The sequence below is a fragment of the Mesorhizobium sp. M7A.F.Ca.MR.148.00.0.0 genome (assembly GCF_003997735.1).
GTDB lineage: Bacteria > Pseudomonadota > Alphaproteobacteria > Rhizobiales > Rhizobiaceae > Mesorhizobium.
Window position 1 is genome coordinate 1 of the sequence record NZ_RZTB01000088.1, and the last position, 19816, is coordinate 19816.

A 19816-nucleotide genomic window follows, 5' to 3' on the forward strand; every position below is an offset into this window, starting at 1 on the left:
CATCTCCCCCTCGAGGGGGGAGATTAGCTGCTGCCCGGCTTTCGCCAATCACCGACGTGACAGGAAGAACGGCAGCGTCGAAGCTGCCAATCTCCCCCCTCGAGGGGGAGATGGCCGGCAGGCCAGAGGGGGTCGCCCCATGACGCGCGCCGTCGCCCTAGCGGACATCCGTATCGCCCGTGACCGTATCGCCGGCAAAGTCGAGCGTACGCCGACCGTGCTGTCCCCGAGCCTATCCGAACAACTGGGCGTCCCCGTTCACCTCAAGCTCGAACACCGGCAGACCACCGGCAGCTTCAAGCTGCGTGGCGCCTCGAACGCCGTCGCCTCGTTGAACGCCGAACAGAAGGCGCAGGGCGTGGTCGCGGCCTCGACCGGCAATCATGGCCGCGCGCTGGCGCATGCGGCGAAGCTTGAGGGCATGCGCGCCGTAATCTGCATGTCGCGCCTGGTACCCGGCAACAAGCTCGACGAGATCCGCCGGCTTGGCGCGGAGGTCCGCATCGTCGGCGACAGCCAGGACGATGCCCAACAGGAGGTCGATCGGCTGGTGGCGCAAGAGGGGCTGATGATGCTGCCGCCCTTCGACCATCCCGACATTATCGCCGGGCAAGGCACGCTCGGGCTTGAGATGATCGAGCAGGTCCCGGATGCCGCCCTCGTTCTGGTCCAGCTCTCCGGCGGTGGGCTCGCCTCAGGGGTTGCTACAGCCATCAAAGGCGTCAGCCCCGGCACAAAAATCATCGGTGTCTCGATGGCGCGTGGCGCGGCGATGAAGGCCAGCCTCGATGCGGGCCAGCCGGTGCTGGTGGAAGAATTGCCGACGCTGGCGGATTCGCTCGGCGGCGGCATCGGACTCGAAAATCGGCTGACCTTCGCCATGTGCCGCGACCTGCTCGACGATGTCGTCCTGCTCAGTGAAGACGAGATCGCCGCGGGCATCCGCCACACCTATGCGCAGGAGCGCGAGATCGTCGAGGGTGCCGGCGCGGTCGGCATCGCCGCACTGCTGGCCGGCAAGGTCAAGTCGGACGGGCCGGTGGTCGTGCTTCTCTCCGGCCGCAACATCGACATGGACGCGCACCGCAGGATCGTCTGCGGCGAGGCTCCATCGCTTAAGGAGCGTGCCGCATGAGCCGGATGACGATCCTCACTGAGAAAGAATTGCGCAAGATCGTGACGCTCGATCTCGGTGCCGTCGCCTGCGTCGAAAACGCCTTCCGTGCGCTTGCCACTCTGCCGGTGGCAATGCCGCCGATCCTGCGGCTAGACATTCCCGAGCATCGCGGCGAAGTCGACGTGAAGACCGCCTATGTGCCTGGCATTGACGGTTTCGCCATCAAGATCAGCCCCGGGTTCTTCGACAATCCGAAGCTCGGCCTGCCCAGCGTCAACGGCATGATGGTGCTGCTGTCGTCCAAAACCGGCCTGGTCGAGGCACTGCTGCTCGACAACGGCTATCTCACGGATATCCGAACCGCTGCTGCCGGCGCCGTCGCCGCCAAACATCTGTCGCGGCAAGACTCGTCCGTTGCCGCGATCTTCGGCGCGGGCGTACAGGCCGGGCTGCAACTGGAAGCACTCATGCTGGTGCGGCCGATCACCGAGGCGCGCATCTGGGCGCGCGATGCGGCAAAGGCCGAGGCGACAGCCGGAGCCTTGCGCGAAAAGCTCGGCATTCTCGTGCGCGCCGAGCCGGACGCGGCAAACGCGGTCGCCGGCGCCGACATCATCGTCACCACGACGCCTTCAACCGAGCCGCTGATCAAGGCCGGCTTCGTTTCCGCAGGGCAGCACATCACCGCGATGGGATCGGACGCCGAGCACAAGAACGAGATCGCGCCGGCAATCCTGCGCATGGCCGATCTCTATGCCGCTGACAGTGGCCGCCAGACAAAGCGGCTGGGTGAGCTGCATCATGCAATCGCGGCGGGCGTGATGGCCGCCGAGGATGAGGTGACCGAACTCGGCCAGATCATCGCCGGCGCGAAACACGGACGGCGCTCGGCCAGCGACATCACCATCGCCGATCTCACCGGCACTGGCGTCCAGGACACGGCGATCGCCACGCTCGCTCGAGACCGTGCGCGGGTGGCCGGTTCCGGGGCCATTTTCGAAAGCTGATGCTGGCCGCAGGAGCATGATCCGGAAAAGTGGGAACCGGTTTTCTCGGACAAACGGTTTTCCGTTTGTCCAGAGATCACGCTCAAACAAGAACGACGAGTTGGATTCAAAGCTGATACCGGCCGCAAGGCCCAACAAACGAGGACCAAGAACAATGCAACCGAACCTGAGATTCTCGCGCGGCGAATATGCGGATCGCCTCGCCAAGACACGCAAGGCCATGGAGGCCAAGGGCGTCGATCTTCTTGTTGTCAGCGATCCTTCCAACATGGCCTGGTTGACCGGCTATGACGGCTGGTCGTTCTATGTGCACCAGGCGGTTATCGTGCCGCCTTCGGGCGAGCCGGTCTGGTACGGCCGCGGCCAGGACGCCAACGGCGCCAAGCGCACCGCTTATCTCGCGCACGACAATATCGTCGGCTATGCCGATCACTATGTGCAGTCGACCGAGCGCCACCCGATGGATTTTTTGGCCAGCGTGCTTGCGGATCGCGGCTGGGGCAAGCTGACAGTCGGCGTCGAAATGGACAATTACTGGTTCTCGGCGGCCGCCTTTGCGTCGCTGCAGAAGCATTTGCCCAATGCCCGCTTTGTCGATGCCACCGCGCTGGTCAACTGGCAGCGTGCGGTGAAGAGCCCGATCGAGATCGATTATATGCGCAAGGCGGCCCGCATCGTCGAGGCCATGCATCAGCGCATCTTCGACAAGATCGAGGTCGGCATGCGCAAATGCGATCTCGTCGCCGAAATCTATGATGCCGGCACGCGAGGCGTCGACGGAATTGGCGGCGACTATCCGGCGATCGTGCCGCTGCTGCCGTCGGGTGCCGATGCCTCGGCGCCGCATCTGACCTGGGACGACAGACCGATGAAGCGGGGCGAGGGCACCTTCTTCGAGATCGCCGGCTGCTACAACCGCTATCACTGCCCGCTGTCGCGCACCGTCTTCCTAGGCAAGCCGACGCAGGAATTCCTCGATGCCGAGAAGGCGACGCTGGAAGGTATGGAAGCGGGGCTGGCCGCCGCGAAACCCGGCAACGCCTGCGAGGACATCGCCAACGCCTTCTTTGGTGTTCTCAAGCGATACGGTATCGTCAAGGACAACCGCACCGGCTACTCGATCGGCCTGTCCTATCCGCCGGACTGGGGCGAGCGCACGATGAGCCTGCGTCCCGGCGACCGCACCGAGCTCAAGCCCGGCATGACCTTCCATTTCATGACCGGCCTGTGGCTGGAAACGATGGGACTGGAGATCACCGAGTCCATCCTGATCACCGAAACCGGTGTGGAGTGCCTGGCCAATGTGCCGCGCAAGCTGGTGGTGAAGGATTGATGCCGATGTCGAATCTACATCCATCACCGGTCGCGCCGACCGTCGATTTCGACTGCGACGGCATCCAGCACGGTTTCCTGCGCTTGCCCTACAGCCGCGACGATTCGGCGTGGGGCTCGGTGATGATCCCGATCTGCGTCATCCGCAACGGCAACGGGCCGGCAGCGCTGCTGACCGGCGGCAACCATGGCGATGAGTATGAGGGGCCGCTGGCCCTCTACGATCTCGCCAGGACCCTCGATCCCAAGCACGTCAGCGGCACGGTGATCATCGTGCCGGCCATGAACTATCCGGCCTTTCGCGCCGGCACGCGCACCTCGCCGATCGACAGGGGCAACATGAACCGCAGCTTTCCCGGCCGGCCGGACGGAACGGTGACCGAGAAGATCGCTGATTATTTCCAGCGTGAGCTGCTTCCCCGCGCCGACATCGTGTTCGACTTCCATTCCGGCGGCAAGACGCTGGACTTCGTGCCGTTCTGCGCCGCGCATACTTTGCCCGACAAGGCGCTGGAACAGAAAGCCTTCGACGCGGTCGCGGCCTTCGCTGCCCCGTTCTCGATGCGCATGATCGAGATCGACGCCGTCGGCATGTATGACACGGCAGCCGAGGAGATGGGCAAGGTCTTCGTCAGCACCGAGCTTGGCGGCGGCGGCACGTCGCGTGCGCAGACGGTGCGGATCGCGCGGCGCGGCATTCTCAACGTACTGCGCCATGCGGGCATTGTAGATGGTGCGGTCGAGAAGACTCGAACCCAGTGGCTCGACATGCCGTCGGGCGATTGTTTCTCCTTCGCCGAAGATGACGGCATGATCGAAACCATGGTCGATCTCGGTGAGCCCGTCGAAGAAGGCTCGGTGCTGGCGCGCATCCATTCCACCGGCCGCACCGGCATCGCCCCGCAGGAGATCCGGGCAAAAATGTCGGGCATGCTGGCGGCGCGGCATTTCCCCGGGCTGGTCAAGGCCGGCGACTGCGCGGCGGTGGTGGCTGTGCACGTCTGAGCGATTCCGCCGAGGCTTGCTCCACCCGGTTCGCGTCCATCGTCACTTGCTCTTGATCCGTTGCGGAGCCTTCGGCGCGGCGGAAAGAAGCAGCATGGCGAGCGGAGTCGACATTGCAGGAGGATGTCACTATATAGCGGCGGCTTCGACCTGCGTGCCCGAGGGCAGCACCTCGAAGCAACTGTGAATGTGTAGTGTGTTGCGCCATCTATTGTGACGGAAATCGGCTCGGAAACCGGAAAAAAGCAAATAGAAACAGTGGCGCAGCGCTGGGCGTGACCCAGCCAACGGTACCGACCCCTCCAGAATCAGAAAATGCTCTTGACCCCTCGATTTCCTATGGCTCTGTGGACCTTGGACGGCATTGGCTTGCCGGACGACCGCGACTCGGCTGGAATGGGGACATGCATCCTTTGCGGGATGTCGACGTTTATGATTACCAACCGGCTTTGCCGCCAGGGAACAGCAGTATGAGTGAACACGCCATCGAATTCTTGCGGGGATGGATCGGCGAAAAGGTCCATTGCCAGTCCTCCCAGGCAAGGATCGACAAGCAGGCCGAAACCCTGGCCAAGGAGTGCGCCGCCGAGGCGGCCGAGGTCGGCATCCCGCTGGAGGACATCCAGGAAGAAGTCGGCGATATCCAGGAACTTATCGCATCCCGGCTTGAGGAAGCGGCCGAGGCCGAGGAAAGCCAGCAGGCCCCCGGAAAAGCCGCGGAATGATCAAAGCCGCGGAATGATCGCATGGCGGCGACGTGTTCCAGCGCGTGCTTGTGGCCCGCGTTTTTGTCTTCAGCCAAACTTCTCCTTCAGCCACGCCTTTGGCAGCGCCGGCACGAAATTTCCGTCGCGTCCGGTCATATCGTCATTGGCAACCAGCGCGTTGAGGATTGCTTCCTCCACGGTCTGGATCACTGCATCGAAAAACGGATCGATATCGGTGTCCGGAATAAAATCGGCGCTGGCGGTGCGGCCGGAGGGCGCCAGCGCCGCGCTCGCATTGGCGGTCGAGAAGGCGATAAAAATGTCGCCTGAACTGTGATAGCCGAAGCCGCCGGTCATGGCGACGCCGAGCGGCACCCGGCGGGCCAGCCGCTTCATCTGATGCGGCAGGAACGGTGCGTTGGTGGCGACGACGGCAATGATCGAGCCCTTTTCAGCACGCGGTGTGCCTTCGCGGACCGCCGGTTCGAGAAGCTCCGGCCCGGCGCGCAGGCCGCGAATGGTGATATTGCGCCGTTTTCCAAAATTAGACTGCACGAAGGCGCCGACGGTGTAGGCACGGCCTTGCCATTCGACGATGCGCGACGCCGTGCCGGAGCCGGCCTTGAAGCCGAAGGTGATCATGCCGGTGCCGCCGCCGACGCTGCCTTCCTCGATAGGCCCGCCGGCGGCACCGTCGAGAGCCTGCGCAACATGCTCTGACGTCAAATGGTGGCCGTTGATGTCGTTGAGGAAGCCGTCATAGGTCTCCGCCGCCACCGGCAGCCCCCAGCCGCTGTCGAGCGCTGCCGGCAGCACGCTTTGCATCCAGCGCAGCGTGCCGTCGCGTGAGACACCGCAGGAATGGGTGTTGGTGATGGTGATCGGGAAGTTGAAAGCGCCGGTTTCCTCGACGATGTGCGAGCCGGTCAGTTCGCCGTTTCCGTTCTGGCTGAAAATGCCGGCGAAGACCGGCGTGGCGAGGTCGGCGAGCGGCCTGGGTAGGATCGCGGTCACGCCGGTGCGCACCGGTCCCTCGCCGACGACAAGCGCGCCATCGCCCGAAATCAGCGTAGCGTAGCCGACCGTCACGCCGGGCACATCGGTGATCGCGTTAAACGGTCCGGGCCGCCCATCGAAGCCGATGCCGAAATTTCGCGCGCGCGGTTTGCCTGAGGGCGTTGTCAGATGATGCGGATTGTCGGTCATGGTCTCAGAACAGGGATCCCTGATTGCCCGGCTCCTTGGCCTTGGCCGCCGGCTTGGCCACGGCTTTCGGTTTTGCCGTGCCGGTGATCGCCACCGCATCGGCGATGCCGTCGGCGAACTCCAGCGAAAGCGCCATCCCCGACGCCACGTCGGCAGCCTGCTTGACGACGGCGCCATCCGCATCCCTCACCAGCGCAAAGCCGCGGGCCAGGACGGCCTTGTGCGATAGCGACGCCATCAACCTGTCGGCCTGGACGACACGGCCGCGCAGGCGCTCCAGCCTGAGCACCACTGCTTGCGTGCCGCGTCTTGTCAAAGCTGTCAGCAAATCCCTCTGCACGCGTTGCCGCCGTGCCGTCGGCTCGATCGTGATGCGGCCTTGCAGCATCGCCAGTTGCTGCTTGTGCCGCTGCAGCGATGCCCTGGCACATTTTGGCAATTGATCCGCCGCTCGGTTAAGCTCCGAACGCCGGGCTCTTGCCAACGCGCGCAGTGCCCCTTGTGCTCGCAAAAGATTGCGTTCGTTGGTGCGCCGCGCCTCGGCAATGCGCTGCGACAGCATTGCCGGTGTCAGCTTTACGGCAAAAAACCTTGCACGCTTGCGTTCGGTGGAGACCAACAGGCCCCGGCCGAGCCTGGATGTCGCCTCGTCGAGGCGTCGCCGCGGCAGCGCCAGCAATTGATCGGGCGAGGGCAAAGCCCGGGCGGCGGCACGGGCGGCCTGCCGCTTGCGTTCGAAATTGCGCAGGACCGCCGCTTTCAGCCGCGCACCGAGACTGGCAAGCGTTGCTTCGAGATCGGCCTTCACCGGCACGGCGATTTCGGCTGCACCAGTCGGTGTCGGCGCCCGCACGTCGGCAACGAGGTCGATCAGCGTCCAGTCGGTCTCGTGGCCGACAGCCGAGATCACCGGAATGCCGGAAGCAGCAACCGCGCGGGCGAGCGCCTCGTCGTTGAACCCCCAGAGGTCTTCGAGGCTGCCGCCGCCACGCGCCACGATCAATAGATCGGGACGCTGGATGGCGCCGTCCCATGCCAGCGCGTCGAAGCCGTTGACCGCGGCGGCGACTTCCGCGCCTGACGTCTCGCCCTGAACACGCACCGGCCAGACCAGGATGTGCAGCGGAAAGCGGTCCTTGATGCGGTGGATGATGTCTCGGATGACGGACCCCGTCGGCGAGGTGACGACGCCGATGACGCGCGGCATGAACGGCAGCAACCGCTTGCGGCCGGCATCGAACAGCCCCTCGGCCTGTAGCCGCAGCTTGCGCTCCTCCAGCAGCGCCATCAGCGCGCCGGCGCCGGCAGGCTCCAGATTGTCGATGACGATCTGGTAGTTGGACTTGCCGGGATAGGTGGTGAGCTTGCCGGTGGCGATCACCTCCATGCCCTCTTCGGGACGGAATTTCAGCCGGCTCATCGTGCCTTTCCAGACCACGGCGTCGAGACGGGCACGGTCGTCCTTCAACGCGAAATAAGCATGACCGGACGAATGCGGTCCTCGGTAGCCTGATATTTCGCCACGCACCCGCACATTGCCGAAAACGTCCTCGACCGTGCGCTTCAGCGCGCCGGAAATCTCGCTCACCGTGTATTCGGCGGCGTTGGTGCGTGATTCGGATGCTGCTTCGCTCATCGGTCGATTGGGGAACGGTTGGGCGCCCGCGTCAAGGCGGTTGCGTCGGGCCAGCCGTTCATAACCCGCATACCTGACCCCTACCAGCCGGGCAGGATCTGGTTCGGCTTGGTTCGCCGCAGCTTGGTGAAGGCGAGCGTCGCGAAATCGAATGTCCCGGGGTCTTCACCGACCGGCACGGAGATGTTGTCCAGGCTTTCCGAAATATGGCGGGCGAGCGCATCGACGATCTCCGGCCGCGACGTCTGGCCGCGCATGATGCCGATGCGGCAATCGGGCAGGGCGCCGAAGCCGTCGGCTTCGCTCAGCACCCGCATGCCGGGCCGCAGCGCGCATTCCGGCAGCACCGAGATCGCGAGGCCCGAAAGCACCGCGGCGGTGATGACGGTGGCCGAGAAACTGGTGAACAGGATGCGATAGTCGCGATTCTGCTGGTCGAGCACATCGACGGCGGCGCGCCGCCAGATGCAGTTCGGCCGGCCGAAGGCCATCGGCAGCGTTTCCTGCTCATGCGTCGCATGGTTGGCCGAGGTGACCCACAGCAGCGGTTCGCGCCGCACCACCTCCGACTGGCCGCGTACGTCGTTGTGAGTCACCAGCGCGAGGTCGAGATTGCCGCGCTTGATATGCTCGACCAGCCCCGGTGTCGGCTCGCAGATGACGGTCAGTTCGACGCGCGGATTGGAGCGCGTGAACCGCGCCATGATCTCGGGCAGGAAACGGTCGGCATAGTCGTCGGGCGTGCCGATGCGGATCGTGCCTTCGAGCCGCCGGTCGTCGAAGGCAGCCAGCGTCTCACGGTTGAGATAGAGCAGCCGCCGCGCATAGGAAAGCAGCTTGTCGCCTTCCTCGGTCAATCTGTTGGTGCGCCCGTCTTTTTCGAACAGCGGCTTGCCGAGCCGCTCCTCCAGCCGACGCATCTGCATCGAAACCGCCGACTGGGTCCGGTGCACCTCTTCGGCCGCCCTGGTGAAGCTGCCGGTATCGGCGATCGAGATGAAGGTCTGCAACTGATCGAGATCGAGCGGCGATTTCATCGACATGATCCATCACTGGTGTTGATGGTAAAGATTAGAAACATTCGTTGGATTAATCAATCGGCCGATGGCAAATTGGCATTGTCCACATGAAGGCATGTGAATCGAAGCCGGAACGGCCGCTGTTGCCAGCGCCGATCGCCTGGTTTTGCCCGTTCGAGTCTGAAGGAGACCGACAATGACCACGTTCGATTTCGCCACCGAGACCTCGCGCATCACCTCGCGTCCGGCCGTTGCGACGCGCGTGGCCAACACCGTCTCCAACGTCTACCGCGCTTGGAAAAACCGCCGCGCCTTCTACCGTCTTGGCGAGATGTCGGACGCCGAACTCGCCGATATCGGCCTGACGCGCGGCGACCTGCACGTCGCCATCGACGTGCCGTTTGGCCGCGACCCGACGGCGATGCTGCGCGAAATCGCCAGCGATCGCATCGAAACGATCGAGGACATCGCTCGCAAGGTGGCCTGATCTGATGCTTGTTGTTTGGGTTGCCGCGAACCTTTTCGGGGTTCGACGCGACTGACGAGTATGCAGGCTCCCACTCCCTGCCGGATCCCCCCGGCCCGCCTGCACTCTGCCCGGTCCTCCCAGGACCGGGCTTTTCCTTTGGCTGTCAGGCGAATGCCAGCTTTCGCGATGGCCTTGGTATCGATCTGCCGAGCTCATGCGCGGCCTCTATCCAAGATGCTATGGCGTCCTGGACATTAGCGATGGCCTCTTCAGGAGTGTCGCCATCACTCACGCAACCTGGCAGATCAGGCACCAAAGCCGAAAAACCGCCTCCATCCTCCGCAGAAAGTGGCGCAATGACGACCGGATATTCAAGTCTGTCCATCATGTCTCTTTGCCTCGTCGATAAATGCCACGAGCTTTCGGATATATACGGGTTTGATCGGGCGTTTGAAAGGCACAGTCAAAATATCGGTCATTGCCGAATGATAGACCTTGTAGTGTGAACCGCCTGACCTTGGCGGCACGCATTGGACACCAGCTTCGTCACAAACCGCCTTCACATCGGCTATCGACCAGTCGCCGCGCGGATTGCGGCGCATCTGCTCCAGTCTCTTACCCACGGATGTCGCCTACCGTCGGTCCATATCCCGCTTGAACTGGTCGAAGATCGTCTCGACTCCCTTCTGGTAGTCGTCACGCTGCTGGGCGCCGGTCTCGAACATCTTGCCGAACAGGTCGTCGAACGGATTTTTCGGCCTGCCGCTCGGATCGGCCTGTGGCTGCGGTGCCTGACGCTGCTGTGGGGGCGCTTGAGGCTGTTGCGGCGCCGGCTGTCCGCCAGGGATGCCGCCTAAGCCACCGCCACCTTGCCGCAGCATCTCCTCGAAGATTTTCCCCAGCGGATTGTCTCCGTAGGGGCTTTGTGTCTGCTGCGGCTGCGCCCGCCCTTGCGGCTGCGGCTGAGGCGCGCCACCGCCGAACATGTCCTGCAGCACCTTGCCAAGTGGGTTTTCGCCGTAGGGATTGGGCTGCGGCTGCGGCTGGCTTTGCGGCTGTGGCTGAGGCGCACCGCCGCCGAACATGTCCTGCAATACCTTGCCGAGCGGGTTGTCCATCGGGTTCTGGGGTGCCGGCGCCTGGCGCGGCTGCGGCGCCGGGGCCTGCATGCCGCCGCCTTGCCGCATCATCTGCTCGATGATCTCGCCCAGCGGATTGTTGCCGCCGCCGCCAAAGCCGCCGGCGGCCTGCATCTGATTTGTCGTCTGCTTGAACAGCCCGCCCATGACCATCGAGGCGATGGCCGGCAGCATCTGCTGCAGGATCTGCTGATTGACGCCGCTGGCTTGCGCCGCCTGGCTGGCCACGGCGCGAGACAGGTCTTTCGAGCCGAACAGGTGCCCGAGAATGCCGTTGCCCTCATCGACGCCTTGCGGCGAGAAGGCCCGGGTTGCGTCCTCGAAATACTTGGCGTGCTGGCCGCTGGCCATCGCCGTCATGAAGGCGCCGAGCCCGTAAGGGTCGGCTGTGTTGCGCTGCAGCCCCTGCGAAAAGGCCGGCAGCAATGCGGCGACCGCGGCTTGCGTCTGCTGCATCGAAAGCCCGTATTGCTGGGCAAGGGCCTGCATGCCGTTGCCGTTCTGGGCCTGTGTCAGCATGTCGAACAAGGAAGGCATTGGTCTCTCCTCCGGAAATCCTCGCCGAAGAAGCCTAGTTTGTTTCCACTTCCGATTGAAGCGACTTTTGCCGGCCGGTCAGCTTTGCCAGATCCGAGGGTTAATAGGCGTATTCCATGAACACCGGCTCGATCGAGCCGCCCCAGCGCGTGTGGTAGGCCGACAGCATCTCCTCGGCGCTGGTTGTGCCGCGCGCCACGACCTCGTCGAGCGTGTTGAGGAACGAGGTCTCGTCATAACCGTCGCGGTTCTTCTTGCCACGGTTCTTCAGGCCCATGCGGGAAATGACCATCACGTCACGCGCGATCTCGCGCAGCGTGGTGTTGCGGAACGGTGCGGAAATGCCTTGTTCCGGCACGGCGTTGCGCATCGCCAGCGTTTCTCCATACGTCCAGCTCGACGTCAACGCCTCGGCGGCATCGAGTGCGGCTTCATCATAGAGCAGCCCGACCCAGAACGCAGGCAGCGCGCAGATGCGCCGCCATGGCCCGCCATCGGCGCCGCGCATCTCAAGGAAGCGCTTCAGCCGCACGTCCGGGAACAGCGTCGACAGATGGTTCGCCCAGTCGCCCATTGTCGGCAGCCCGTCCGGCACCTGATTGCGCGCGGCACCGGCCATGAACTGACGGAAGGTGATGTGCGTCATGTCGTGATAGTGGCCGTCGCGGATGACGAAATACATCGGCACGTCGAGCGCCCATTCGACATAGTCGGCGAAACCGAAATCGGGCGAGAAGCAGAATTCGAGCAGGCCCGAGCGCTGGTTGTCGGTGTCGCGCCAGATATCGCCGCGCCAGCTCTGCAAGCCGTTCGGGTGGCTTTCGGTGAAAGGCGAATTGGCGAACAATGCCGTCGACAGCGGCTGCAGCTTCAACGACACCTGCATCTTGCGGCGCATGTCGGCCTCGCTCTCGAAGTCGAGATTCACCTGGATCGTGCAGGTGCGGTACATCATGTCGAGGCCCTTGGTGCCGACCTTGGGCATGTAGCGCGTCATGATCTCATAGCGCGATTTCGGCATTTTCGGCGTCTCGGCCAGCGACCATTTCGGGCTGCCGCCGAGGCCGAGGAAACGGATGCCCATCGGCTCGGCGATCTCGCGCACCTGCGCCAGATGGGCGTTGCCCTCGCGGCAGGTCTGGTGGATCGTTTCCAGCGGTGCGCCGGAAAGCTCGAACTGGCCGCCGGGTTCCAGCGAAATCGCACCCTGACCGGTCGGCTCGACCAGGCCGATGATGCGGCCGTCATCGACGATCGGATCCCAGCCGAGCTTTGACTGCATGCCTTCGAGAATGGCGCGGATGCCGCGCTCGCCGCCATAGGGGACCGGTGCATTGCCGTCGACATAGAAGGGGAATTTCTCGTGCTCGGTGCCGATGCGCCATTTGTCGCGCGGCTTGTTGCCTTCGGCCAGATGCTCGACGAGTTCGTCGACACCTTCGATCGGGCGGAAATCGGTCGTATCGCGCGCCATGATGGTACCCTCAGAGGCGGCCGGATGACCGCCGGCAGTAAATGGACGAAATGTCAGCAGACGATCAAGCGAAAAATCCTGAGCCACAGGTCAACAGGAATTGAACGTTGCTGGAACTCTGCATCCCTTGCAAGGGATGACGTCTCACCAGTCTCCGACAGTTGCCTGCATCACCGCGAGCGCGGCCACCGCCGCGGTGTCGGCGCGCAGGATACGCGGGCCGAGCGGAATGGCGGTGACGAAGGGCAGGGCGCGCAGCATCTTGCGCTCGTCGTCGGAAAAACCGCCCTCCGGCCCGACCAGCAGCCCAAGCTTCTTTTCCTTGACCGCCTGCAGCGCGGCCAGCGGATTGTTGGTCGAAGCATCCTCATCGCAGAAGATCAGCCGTCGCTCTGTGTCCCAACCGGTCAGCAGGCGGTCGAATTTTTCGGCTTCGCGCACCTGAGGCACCGCCAGGATGCCGCATTGTTCGGCGGCTTCGACGACATTGGCGCGCAGGCGATCGATCGACGGCTTGGCCACTTGCGTGTGCTGGGTGATGACCGGCTGCAGGATGCCGGCGCCCATCTCGACCGCCTTCTGCACGAGATAGTCGAGCCGGCCCTGCTTCAGTGGCGCAAAGCAGTAGACGAGATCAGGCAGCGGCGGCTGCGGCCGCTGCAGCGCTGACACCTTCAGCCGCACCGCCCTTTTCGTCTTCGCTGATATGGCCGCTGACCACTCCCCGTCGCGGCCATTGAACACCAGGATTTCGGCGCCTTCGCCAAGCCGCAGCACATGCAGGAGATAGTGGCTCTGCTGTTGGCCAGCGTCGAACTCGACATCCGGCGCGAGATCGTCGGGCACGAACAGACGTTGCATCTTGTAATTGGCGCGCATCGCCGAGGAATGAGCGAGCCGGCCGCCGGCGTCAAGCCTCGGCGGTAGGATGCCACACCGGCCGAAAGCCATGCCGCAGCACGGCGAGCGTCGTGGCCGGCGTCAGCAGCGACAGCGTCCTGCCTTTGAGCAGGCCGAAATCTGCGGGTGGGCCATATCCCGCAAACGACCAGCGCAGCGTCTTGCCCCTACGCAGGGCATAAACAGTGCGACCATCCGCAACCATGGCGCCGTCCGGCAGGCCGGCAAGGTCTTCAACAGCAATCCCTGGCGGCCTGCCGCCCGAGGCCAGCCGCTCCTTGTGCAGCCGCTTGTCGACCATCGGCGCGCGCGGTTCGGCAATGCCGAACGCGTCGCCGAAGCGGCCGACGAAATCCCTGGCCCGTTCGCGCTGGCAAAAGAAGCAGGGGCGATGCCCGGCCGCCAATGCCGTCACCTCGTCGAGGAAGAACAGTTCTGTCCAGCCCGCTTTGCCGCCCTTCCGGTTGCGGCCCATCGGTTCGCGCCGCACATCGCGGAATTGGCGGACGCAGATGATCCAGGCCGGAAGCGCCCAGCGCTTTTTCTTGAGCGTCTTTGTCTCGGGGTCGTGGATAATGCCGCGATTGCCGGTGAACATGCCGCGATCGGGCACAGCGCGGATGGTACCGAACGGATCGACCCGGTTCTGCAGTGGCATAGTTTTCTCTCCGGACACGCATCTTGGCTGCAATGCGAGCGGCATGATATCGCTCCTCGCATCTTTTCATGTCAGCAGGGTTTTGTGATGCGGGTGCTGGTGGTCCAGAACTACGACAATACCGGCCTCGGCCAAGTCGGCGCAGCACTTGCGGAAGCGGGTGCCGATCTCGACCTGCGTCTCCCTTACAAAGGCGATCCCCTGCCGGATGACGCGGCCGGGCATGATGCCATGATCGTGCTCGGCGGCGGCCAGAACGCGCTGGCCGACGATGAGTACCCCTATTTCCCGGCACTGCTCGAACTGACCCGCGACTTTGCCGACAAGGATCGCGCCGTGCTCGGCATTTGCCTGGGCAGCCAACTCGTCGCCCGTGCCTTCGGCGGCGAAAACCGCATCGGGGGCGCCAATGAGTTCGGCTGGCACGGCGTGTCTCTGACGGCGGACGCCAAGGGCGATCCGGTGCTGGGCGCGTTGCCGGAGAAATTCCCGATCTTCCAGTGGCATGACGACACCTTCGTGCTGCCTGAGGCCGCCGTGCGGCTTGCCGGCAACGATGTCGCCGAGAACCAGGCATTTCGCGTCGGCCGCGCCGTCTACGGTTTCCAGTTTCACTTCGAGGCCGACCGGCCGATGGTCAAGGACTGGAGTACGTCCTTTGCCCCGACCATCGCCGCTCGCCATCCCGACTGGGCCGGCAAGCTCGATGGCGAAATGGCCCGCAACGGGCCCGATGCGGATGCTGCTGGCCTCGCCATTGCCCGCGCCTGGGTGGCGACCATTTGAGCGTTGGTCTCTCCGTACCCTCCAGCGTGGCATAATTGGCACGTGGCGGTGAAACCGCCTGGGGAAAACCGTTTCGTTCTTGGCTTGTGTCCGCCCGCCATCCTAGAAGGCGCGCGCTCTGCATCTTCTGTGCAACGGCTATGAACCTTTTGTGTGACCCGCGCGACACACCGTTGATACAGAACATGCCTAGAAGCGCAAAATCGTCGAAACTTTGAAGCGAATTCTTCGTTTCAACGCATTGGTAACCGCCTGGTGCACAGATGCAGAAAGCTCAACAAGAGATGACCTCCGTGAAAGCAGCGTTTCTGTCCTTTGCCATGTTGTCCGCCATCGTGCTGTGCGGTCTCGGCATCTATGCCGCCGACGCAGCCAACAACCACAACGCCGTCGACGGTTACGGCGTCACCGCCTCTCTGCGCTAAAAGCGGGAAGCGTCTTTCGCGTCCTCCGACGGGCGACGCTCAAGCTTCCTTGATCGTCATTGTCAGGATGCGTTTGTCCGCGCCGTCGACGACGAGCGCGCTCAGCATGCCTGATTGCCAGGCAAGCGTGTCGACGTTGACGCGGTTGGCCATCACTTCCGCCTCCGGCACCGGCGTGTGGCCGTGCACCACGATCTTCGGATAGAGGTCGGGGTGGTTATGGAAGACGTCGCGGATCCAGATCAGATCCTGCGGACTTTGTTTTCCTAGAGGAGTGCCCGGCCTGATGCCGGCATGGCAGAAGAAGAAGTCCCCGAAAGTCACGGAGAACGGCAGCGAACGCAGGAAATCGATGTGGCTTTGCGGCACGGCCTCGACCAGGGCCTGATGTCCTCTGCGCACGGCCGATTCGGCCTTGCCGAACCATAAGCTTGTGCCTTCACTGATCGCCACGCCGTAAGACTGTGCCGTTTGGATGCCGCCGAACCGGATGAAAAGTCCTTCCGGGTCAGGGGTCTTGAGAAAGTCGAGAAAGCCGATGTCGTGGTTGCCGGTCAGCATCAGGTGACGAGGGTCGCGCTCTTGCGCCTCGATCAGGAAATCGATGACGCCCTTCGAGTCCGGCCCGCGGTCGACATAGTCGCCAAGATGGATGACGCGCCAGTCGGCAGGTGGGGCCTGCTCGATCTCGGCCCTGATGCGCCGATGCATGGCGGCCAGCAGGTCGAGCCGGCCGTGGACGTCGCCGATCGCGTAAAGACGCACACCTTCCGGCCCATGCGCGTCGAGAAAATGGATGCCGGGTTCTGCCAATTTTTCGGTGTCTCCGTGGTCGTGCGGTCACGGGCTTAGCGCCGGAGCTGGTCCTTGCCCATGTCGGTGACAAGACGCTTTCCGCACAGGGCCAGCGTGATGTCCATCTCCTTGCGGATGATTTCCAACGCCTTGGTAACCCCTTCCTTGCCAAGCGCACCCAGGCCGTAAAGAAATGGCCGGCCGATATAGGTTCCCTTGGCACCTAGGCAAAGCGCCTTCAGGACATCCTGGCCGGAGCGGATGCCGCCATCCATATGCACTTCGATCGTGTCGCCGACCGCGTCGGCAATCTCTTCCAGAACGCCGATCGACGACGACGCACCATCGAGCTGGCGCCCGCCATGGTTGGAAACGATGATCGCGTCGGCGCCGGTCTTGGCCGCCATCAGCGCGTCCTCCTTGTCGAGAATGCCCTTGAGGATCAGCTTGCCGCCCCAGCGCTCCTTGATCCAGGCGACGTCCTTCCACGACAGATGCGGGTCGAACTGCTCCGTCGTCCACGATGCCAGCGAGGCCATGTTGCCGACGCCCTTGGCGTGGCCGACAATGTTGCGGAAGGTCCGCCGCTTCGTGCCGGCCATGGCGGCGCACCAGTGCGGACGGATGGCCATGTCGATGATGTTCGTCAGCGTCAGCTTGGGTGGCGCCGAAAGCCCATTGCGGATGTCCTTGTGGCGCTGACCGAGAATCTGCAGGTCGAGCGTCAGCACGAGCGCCGAGCATTTCGCCGCCTTTGCCCTGTCGATCAGGTTGAGCACGAACTCCTTGTCACGCAGCACATAGAGCTGAAACCAGAACGGCTTCGTGGTTACCGAGGCGACATCCTCGATCGAGCAGATGCTCATCGTCGACAAGGTAAACGGCACGCCGAATTCCTCCGCCGCCTGCGCCGCCAGCATCTCGCCATTGGCGTGCTGCATGCCGGTCATGCCGGTTGGCGCCAATGCCACCGGCATCGACACTTTTTCGCCGATCATCGTCGATGCCAGCGAACGGTTGTCCATATCGACGAGCACGCGCTGGCGGAACTTGATCTTCTGAAAGTCCTCTTCGTTGGCCCGATACGTGCTTTCGGTCCACGAACCGGAATCGGCATAGTCGAAGAACATCTTCGGCACGCGCCGGCGGGCGAGGTCCTTGAGGTCGGCGATGGTCAGGATCTGGCTCATGGGCTTCCCGTTTCGATAGCTAGGAGCGTTTGCGTGCTGGTTCTGTATCGGTGGCGTCGACGCGCTGTTTCAACCTCAGTCGCGAAACGCGCTGCCAGTCGCCGCTGCGCTCGGCCTCCGCCATCGACCGTTCGACATAGGTGATGTGCTCCATCGCCGCTTGCCGGGCAGCATCCGGATCGCCGGCCTTCACCGCCGCATGGATCGCGCGGTGCTGCGCCAGCAGGGCGTCGCGCGCGCCTGGCACGGTGAACACCAGCAGCCGGTTCTGGAACACGCCCTCCGACAACAGCCGGTAACAGGAGCGCAACGTGTGCAAAAGGATGATGTTGTGCGCGCATTCGCAGATCGCGTGGTGGAACTCGACATCGATCTCGGCCTCGTCGTCGAAGTCGCCGGTCCGGTGCGCATCGTCCATACGTGCCATGATCTTGTCGAGCAGCGCCATGTCGTCCGCAGTGGCGCGCCGTGCCGCGTATTCAGCCGCGACCCCTTCGATCTCGCGGCGATATTCCAGATAATCGGTCACTGCCTTGCGGTGCATCGAGATCAGGTCCGTCACCGGTTTGGTGAAGAGCTGGCCGATGACATCGGCGACATGCGTGCCGCCGCCGGGCCTTGTCGTCAAAAGGCCGCGTCCTTCCAGTGACTTCAGCGCATCACGCAGGATCGGCCGGGATACGTCGAACTGGCGTGCAAGCTCGCGCTCGCCCGGCAGCCGGTCGCCGGTGCGCAGCACGCCTTCGAGGATGAGGCTCTCGATTTGCTGCACCACCTCGTCGGCGGTGCGCGAATGCTCGATCCTGGAAAAAATGTCGCTCAACAGAATGCCTGGAAGGTGAACCGGTGTCGCAGAATAGAGCCTGCCTCGCCAACTGGTCAAATTATTTATCCAATTGACAAAAGCGCGCGGATTTTCCGCCCGATGCCATCATCTTCGGCTACCTTTGCCGTTTGCGTCATCAGGCCATTGGCACTAGAGGGACGCGCGTGCAAGAGGTTCAAGGAAACCCAGGGAACAAGCCGTGTCAGACGACCCGTCCGATCTCGAATTCCAGCCGCGCGCCAAGGGCAGCGTCATGGGCTTTCCCGCGCATGAGGGCCGGCCCGGCGCACTCGGCGAGGTTCATGCCCGGCCGCACCCGCTGATCGAAAAGCCACGCGTCCTGATGCAACTCGCCTTCATGACGGAGGGTGGCTCGGGCGTCGACCACGCGGTGCTTTCCGAATTGTCGCGGCGCCTCGGCATCGCCGCGCCCGACCGCCAGGCCCGCCATCATGCCATGAAATGGGGCAAGGGCTCGCTGCGCTGGGAGCGTCACACCGAGTTCTCGACCTATTTGTGGGAAGGGCCGCTTTCCGAAAGCGGCAGGACGCAGGAGGACTCCCCCTTCGGCAACGGGTTTTCGCCGCCGGGAACCTGCATCTCCGGCATCAGGCTCGAAATCCGCAAATGGACGCAAGCGAGCGAGCAGCTGATAGCCGGTTTCGATCCGACCAGCCTGTGCTACTCGCTGGTCGAGCGCGGAAACGCCGCCATCGTCACCGATTTTCGGCAGGATGGCGATGGCCTGACGCGCATGCTGCTGCTCGATCGCGGCTTGACCCCGGCGCGTACCGGCGCGTTGTCGCAGCGGCTTATCGACATCGAAACCTATCGGACGCTGGCCATGCTCGGCCTGCCGCTGGCGCTGACCTTGTCCGGCCGCGCCCGCCGCATCGAAGACCGGCTGGCGCAGACCACGCTGGAGATGAAGGTCGCCGGGACTCGTGACAGCCAGACCTTGCTGGCCGATCTGACCGAACTTGCGGCGGAGTTGGAGGCGGACGCGGCGTCGAGCCTTTACCGTTTCGGCGCCAGCCGTGCCTATGACGGCATCGTCGGCGAACGGCTGGAGGCGCTCGAGGAAGAGGCTGTGCCCGGCTATGACACATGGCGCGGGTTCCTGCAGCGCCGGGTGGCGCCCGCAATGCGCACCTGCCGCTCGGTCGAGGAGCGGCAGGAAAATCTGTCGCGAAAACTGACCCGCGCCACGACACTGCTGCGCACCTGGGTCGATGTCGAGGTCGAGAAACAGAACCGCGACCTGCTTGCCTCGATGAACAACCGCGCCCGCCTGCAACTGCGGCTGCAGCAGACCGTCGAGGGGCTCTCGGTCGCCGCAGTTTCCTATTATGTGGTCGGCCTTGTCGGCTATGTCGCCAAGGGTGCCTCGATCTTCGGCCATGCCTTCGCGCCGGAGATCATTACCGCTGCTTCGGTGCCTGTCGCCATCCTGCTGGTCTGGTGGGGCGTACGCCGCGTGCGCAAGATGCACTCCGAACCCGGCAAGCCGCCCGGCGAATAGATCTGCTCACCCTCCCACTTATGGGGTGGGGGTCCTCGTAGAGCGCCGCGCGGGGGAGGGTGAGAC

Annotated in this window: 21 protein-coding genes; 9 read left to right on the forward strand and 12 right to left on the reverse strand. The window is 63.8% G+C overall.

Annotated elements, in window-relative coordinates:
• The first annotated feature begins 139 nt into the window (after positions 1-139).
• From eutB to EOB49_RS24755, 5 genes are all read left to right on the forward strand, one after another.
• Positions 140-1135, forward strand: coding sequence for a hydroxyectoine utilization dehydratase EutB (eutB, locus tag EOB49_RS24735; RefSeq protein ID WP_127382512.1), 996 nt, complete (start codon positions 140-142; stop codon positions 1133-1135).
• Positions 1132-2124 carry an ectoine utilization protein EutC gene (gene eutC / locus EOB49_RS24740; RefSeq protein WP_127382513.1) on the forward strand — a complete coding sequence of 331 codons (993 nt, stop codon included), beginning with the start codon at positions 1132-1134 and terminating at the stop codon, positions 2122-2124. The genes eutB and eutC overlap by 4 nt, the downstream gene beginning before the upstream one ends.
• 154 nt (positions 2125-2278) lie before the next feature.
• Complete coding sequence (gene doeA / locus EOB49_RS24745) at positions 2279-3457, forward strand: ectoine hydrolase DoeA (RefSeq protein ID WP_127382514.1); 1179 nt, start codon at positions 2279-2281, stop codon at positions 3455-3457.
• On the forward strand, positions 3457-4461 hold the full coding sequence (gene doeB, locus EOB49_RS24750; RefSeq protein ID WP_164781797.1) for a N(2)-acetyl-L-2,4-diaminobutanoate deacetylase DoeB: 1005 nt from the start codon (positions 3457-3459) through the stop codon (positions 4459-4461). The genes doeA and doeB overlap by 1 nt, the downstream gene beginning before the upstream one ends.
• A gap of 470 nt (positions 4462-4931) precedes the next feature.
• Entirely contained in the window at positions 4932-5186 is a 255-nt protein-coding gene (locus tag EOB49_RS24755) for a DUF768 domain-containing protein (protein ID WP_127271474.1), read from the forward strand.
• A 69-nt stretch (positions 5187-5255) separates the two neighbouring features.
• Here EOB49_RS24755 and EOB49_RS24760 read toward each other — a convergent pair whose 3' ends face one another.
• From EOB49_RS24760 to EOB49_RS24770, 3 genes are all read right to left on the reverse strand, one after another.
• Positions 5256-6374, reverse strand: coding sequence for a P1 family peptidase (locus EOB49_RS24760; RefSeq protein ID WP_127382516.1), 1119 nt, complete (start codon positions 6372-6374; stop codon positions 5256-5258).
• A 4-nt stretch (positions 6375-6378) separates the two neighbouring features.
• Positions 6379-8010 carry an exodeoxyribonuclease VII large subunit gene (xseA, locus tag EOB49_RS24765; protein ID WP_127382517.1) on the reverse strand — a complete coding sequence of 544 codons (1632 nt, stop codon included), beginning with the start codon at positions 8008-8010 and terminating at the stop codon, positions 6379-6381.
• Between the two features lie 80 nt (positions 8011-8090).
• Complete coding sequence (locus EOB49_RS24770; protein ID WP_127322317.1) at positions 8091-9047, reverse strand: LysR substrate-binding domain-containing protein; 957 nt, start codon at positions 9045-9047, stop codon at positions 8091-8093.
• 178 nt (positions 9048-9225) lie between these two features.
• Between EOB49_RS24770 and EOB49_RS24775 the strand changes: the two genes are divergently transcribed.
• Positions 9226-9516 (forward strand): DUF1127 domain-containing protein, encoded by a 291-nt coding sequence (locus EOB49_RS24775; protein WP_127382518.1) that lies wholly within the window; start codon positions 9226-9228, stop codon positions 9514-9516.
• A 145-nt stretch (positions 9517-9661) separates the two neighbouring features.
• On the opposite strand, the gene EOB49_RS24780 is transcribed toward EOB49_RS24775, so the two are convergent.
• The 6 genes from EOB49_RS24780 to EOB49_RS24805 all read right to left on the reverse strand — a co-directional run bounded on the left by EOB49_RS24780 (position 9662) and on the right by EOB49_RS24805 (position 14206).
• The gene (locus EOB49_RS24780) at positions 9662-9886 is read right to left on the reverse strand and encodes a type II toxin-antitoxin system HicB family antitoxin (protein ID WP_023756835.1); all 225 of its coding nucleotides are present in this window, start codon (positions 9884-9886) and stop codon (positions 9662-9664) included.
• Positions 9870-10121: a type II toxin-antitoxin system HicA family toxin gene (locus EOB49_RS24785; protein ID WP_127382519.1), complete on the reverse strand. Its 252-nt coding sequence runs from the start codon at positions 10119-10121 to the stop codon at positions 9870-9872. The genes EOB49_RS24780 and EOB49_RS24785 overlap by 17 nt, the downstream gene beginning before the upstream one ends.
• A 9-nt stretch (positions 10122-10130) precedes the next feature.
• Positions 10131-11174, reverse strand: coding sequence for a DUF937 domain-containing protein (locus EOB49_RS24790; protein WP_127322315.1), 1044 nt, complete (start codon positions 11172-11174; stop codon positions 10131-10133).
• A gap of 100 nt (positions 11175-11274) precedes the next feature.
• Positions 11275-12648, reverse strand: a complete 1374-nt coding sequence (locus EOB49_RS24795; RefSeq protein ID WP_127382520.1) for a glutamate--cysteine ligase — start codon at positions 12646-12648, stop codon at positions 11275-11277.
• 144 nt (positions 12649-12792) lie between these two features.
• Positions 12793-13527: a 16S rRNA (uracil(1498)-N(3))-methyltransferase gene (locus EOB49_RS24800; RefSeq protein WP_127382521.1), complete on the reverse strand. Its 735-nt coding sequence runs from the start codon at positions 13525-13527 to the stop codon at positions 12793-12795.
• Positions 13528-13558: 31 nt separating this feature from the next.
• Complete coding sequence (locus tag EOB49_RS24805; protein WP_127382522.1) at positions 13559-14206, reverse strand: hypothetical protein; 648 nt, start codon at positions 14204-14206, stop codon at positions 13559-13561.
• 87 nt (positions 14207-14293) lie between these two features.
• Here EOB49_RS24805 and EOB49_RS24810 point away from each other — a divergent pair, with 87 nt between their 5' ends.
• Positions 14294-14992, forward strand: coding sequence for a type 1 glutamine amidotransferase (locus EOB49_RS24810; RefSeq protein WP_127382523.1), 699 nt, complete (start codon positions 14294-14296; stop codon positions 14990-14992).
• Positions 14993-15285: 293 nt separating this feature from the next.
• Entirely contained in the window at positions 15286-15417 is a 132-nt protein-coding gene (locus EOB49_RS38650; protein ID WP_281060565.1) for a hypothetical protein, read from the forward strand.
• A 39-nt stretch (positions 15418-15456) separates the two neighbouring features.
• Here EOB49_RS38650 and EOB49_RS24820 read toward each other — a convergent pair whose 3' ends face one another.
• The 3 genes from EOB49_RS24820 to EOB49_RS24830 are packed head-to-tail and all read right to left on the reverse strand — an operon-like array spanning position 15457 to position 18225.
• Positions 15457-16230, reverse strand: a complete 774-nt coding sequence (locus EOB49_RS24820; RefSeq protein ID WP_127382525.1) for a metallophosphoesterase — start codon at positions 16228-16230, stop codon at positions 15457-15459.
• Positions 16231-16265: 35 nt separating this feature from the next.
• A complete protein-coding gene (locus EOB49_RS24825; RefSeq protein WP_127382526.1) occupies positions 16266-17402 on the reverse strand; it encodes an alpha-hydroxy acid oxidase in 1137 nt (378 codons plus the stop codon).
• Between the two features lie 19 nt (positions 17403-17421).
• A complete protein-coding gene (locus EOB49_RS24830; protein ID WP_127382527.1) occupies positions 17422-18225 on the reverse strand; it encodes an FCD domain-containing protein in 804 nt (267 codons plus the stop codon).
• A gap of 202 nt (positions 18226-18427) precedes the next feature.
• Between EOB49_RS24830 and EOB49_RS24835 the strand changes: the two genes are divergently transcribed.
• Positions 18428-19750, forward strand: coding sequence for a DUF3422 family protein (locus EOB49_RS24835; RefSeq protein ID WP_127330057.1), 1323 nt, complete (start codon positions 18428-18430; stop codon positions 19748-19750).
• Positions 19751-19816 lie beyond the last annotated feature (66 nt).

What these genes read in the sequence shown, in the direction of transcription:
- eutB (WP_127382512.1), top strand. Translation starts at nt 140, where the DNA reads ATGACGCGCGCCGTCGCCCTAGCGGACATCCGTATCGCCCGTGACCGT.
- eutC (WP_127382513.1), top strand. Translation starts at nt 1,132, where the DNA reads ATGAGCCGGATGACGATCCTCACTGAGAAAGAATTGCGCAAGATCGTG.
- doeA (WP_127382514.1), top strand. Translation starts at nt 2,279, where the DNA reads ATGCAACCGAACCTGAGATTCTCGCGCGGCGAATATGCGGATCGCCTC.
- doeB (WP_164781797.1), top strand. Translation starts at nt 3,457, where the DNA reads ATGCCGATGTCGAATCTACATCCATCACCGGTCGCGCCGACCGTCGAT.
- EOB49_RS24755 (WP_127271474.1), top strand. Translation starts at nt 4,932, where the DNA reads ATGAGTGAACACGCCATCGAATTCTTGCGGGGATGGATCGGCGAAAAG.
- EOB49_RS24760 (WP_127382516.1), bottom strand. Translation starts at nt 6,374, where the DNA reads ATGACCGACAATCCGCATCATCTGACAACGCCCTCAGGCAAACCGCGC.
- xseA (WP_127382517.1), bottom strand. Translation starts at nt 8,010, where the DNA reads ATGAGCGAAGCAGCATCCGAATCACGCACCAACGCCGCCGAATACACG.
- EOB49_RS24770 (WP_127322317.1), bottom strand. Translation starts at nt 9,047, where the DNA reads ATGAAATCGCCGCTCGATCTCGATCAGTTGCAGACCTTCATCTCGATC.
- EOB49_RS24775 (WP_127382518.1), top strand. Translation starts at nt 9,226, where the DNA reads ATGACCACGTTCGATTTCGCCACCGAGACCTCGCGCATCACCTCGCGT.
- EOB49_RS24780 (WP_023756835.1), bottom strand. Translation starts at nt 9,886, where the DNA reads ATGATGGACAGACTTGAATATCCGGTCGTCATTGCGCCACTTTCTGCG.
- EOB49_RS24790 (WP_127322315.1), bottom strand. Translation starts at nt 11,174, where the DNA reads ATGCCTTCCTTGTTCGACATGCTGACACAGGCCCAGAACGGCAACGGC.
- EOB49_RS24795 (WP_127382520.1), bottom strand. Translation starts at nt 12,648, where the DNA reads ATGGCGCGCGATACGACCGATTTCCGCCCGATCGAAGGTGTCGACGAA.
- EOB49_RS24800 (WP_127382521.1), bottom strand. Translation starts at nt 13,527, where the DNA reads ATGCGCGCCAATTACAAGATGCAACGTCTGTTCGTGCCCGACGATCTC.
- EOB49_RS24805 (WP_127382522.1), bottom strand. Translation starts at nt 14,206, where the DNA reads ATGCCACTGCAGAACCGGGTCGATCCGTTCGGTACCATCCGCGCTGTG.
- EOB49_RS24810 (WP_127382523.1), top strand. Translation starts at nt 14,294, where the DNA reads ATGCGGGTGCTGGTGGTCCAGAACTACGACAATACCGGCCTCGGCCAA.
- EOB49_RS24825 (WP_127382526.1), bottom strand. Translation starts at nt 17,402, where the DNA reads ATGAGCCAGATCCTGACCATCGCCGACCTCAAGGACCTCGCCCGCCGG.